This window comes from Treponema sp. R6D11 (assembly GCF_054786075.1).
In genome coordinates this window covers 1-268 of record NZ_BDHD01001457.1, presented here as the reverse complement: position 1 = coordinate 268, position 268 = coordinate 1, and the positions used below count along the sequence as shown (strand labels likewise).

Here is a 268-nt window from a genome sequence, read left to right as displayed (position 1 = left end):
TGCGAAAACCGAATTGTATTTTTGCGGATGAGCATTTTCGCCTGAATTGGGATAAATTCCGCCGAAAATAGCGTTAAAAGCGCCGATTAAACCGGAAGACGAACGATAATTTGTCGTCAACGGAAGATGTTCGCTTTTTATTTCTTCTTTTAATTTGCGGAAAACGGAAACGTCCGCACCTCTGAACATATAAATAGACTGTTTTTCATCGCCGACAAAAAATAATTTTTCTTTGTCTAAATCTTCCGCAGGCGGAACGCCTTTATTC

The 268-nt window shown here is 39.6% G+C and carries 1 protein-coding gene; it reads right to left on the bottom strand.

The annotated features are described in order from the left end of the window. On the bottom strand, window positions 1-268 hold a 268-nt coding region (locus tag ACYVTD_RS19110; protein ID WP_461249154.1), incomplete at both ends, for a UvrD-helicase domain-containing protein.